The following is a 1,225-nucleotide window of genomic DNA, read 5'->3' as shown; positions in this document are numbered from 1 at the left end:
ATCGGTTAGGGCTGCGCGTTGCGGGGGCAGTGCTGATCCAGGAAGGCATCGTGCGCGCGTTCGGCGCGCTGGATCGAGGGCCAGATGGGCCACAGGGTGTCGTCGAGGTCGAGGCTCAGGGCAAGCGGCGGATTCTTCACCCGCGAAGGATAGCGCGGCCACCGGTTCGCCGCGGGTGAACGCTACTCCAGCAGCCTGGCCCAGCCCTGCCAGGCCTCCACGCGGCTGGCGACGATCTTCAGGCATACCAGCATCGGCACGGCCACCAGCAGGCCGACCACGCCCCACAGCCAGCCCCACAGCAGCAGCCACAGAATGATGGCCAGCGGGTTGATGCGCATCGTGCGGCCCAGCAGCATGGGCGTGAGCAGGTTGCTTTCCAGCGCGTTGAAAACCACATAGCCGGCGGCCGGCAGCATCGCCGCGCCCATCGTGCCGAACTGGGAAAGCCCCACCAGCGCCAGCAGCGACGCCATCACCAGCGGGCCGGCGATGGGCGTCAGGTTCAGTGCCGCCGCCAGCACGCCCCACAGCAGCGGGTCTTCGGCGCCCAGGTACCACAGGTAGGCCGCCGTAACGCCCCCCAGCATCGCGCTGGTGGCGCTGATGGTGAGCACGTAGCGCGACAGGTCGTTCTGGATCTGCTGGACGATTTCGGCCGTGAGCCGCTTCTGCGCGCGGGTGCGGCGCAGCCGCAGCAGCTTGGTGAGCAGGTCGTCGCCGTACACCAGGAACGTAAAGGTGAGCAGCAGCACCGCCAGCAGCGAGCCCAGCACGCGGGGCGTGGCCGACAGCAGGTCGGCGGTGGGCGGCCGCACCACCACGCGTTCGGCGTCGTCGTCGCCGCCGGTGAACTCGTCGAAGGAGGCGCTGGCCCGGCGCGCTTCCTGGATGGGCTCAATCATCGCCTTGAGCTTGGGCGCCGCCTCGCGCACCAGGAAGGGAACATTGCGGGTCCACTCCGCCGCCGACGGCGCCACGAACACCGTCACGGCGCCCAGGCTGCCCACCAGTGCCGCCACCAGGATCAGCGCCGCCAAGAGGCGCGGCAGCCAGCGCAGCGGCGCGCGGTTGATCAGCGGGCTGAGCAGCATGGCGAAGAAGGCCGCCAGCACCAGCGGCAGGATCAGGCTGCTGGCGAAGTAACAGGTGTACAGGCCGATGATGATCACCAGCGTCCACAGCAGGCGCGAATTGCTGCGCATGGCGGCCAGGCGCGCCGCGT

At 69.6% G+C, this 1,225-nt stretch carries 1 protein-coding gene; it reads right to left on the bottom strand.

Annotation, left to right across the window (positions count from 1 at the left end):
* Positions 1–182: 182 nt before the first annotated feature.
* On the bottom strand, positions 183–1,225 hold a 1,043-nt coding region (locus K0M70_RS07810; RefSeq protein WP_290781237.1), incomplete at its 5' end, for an AI-2E family transporter.

This window comes from Arenimonas sp., from assembly GCF_019459675.1.
Lineage (GTDB): Bacteria > Pseudomonadota > Gammaproteobacteria > Xanthomonadales > Xanthomonadaceae > Arenimonas.
Note: the sequence above shows the minus strand (reverse complement) of the source record. Positions and strands in the feature narration are given on the sequence as shown.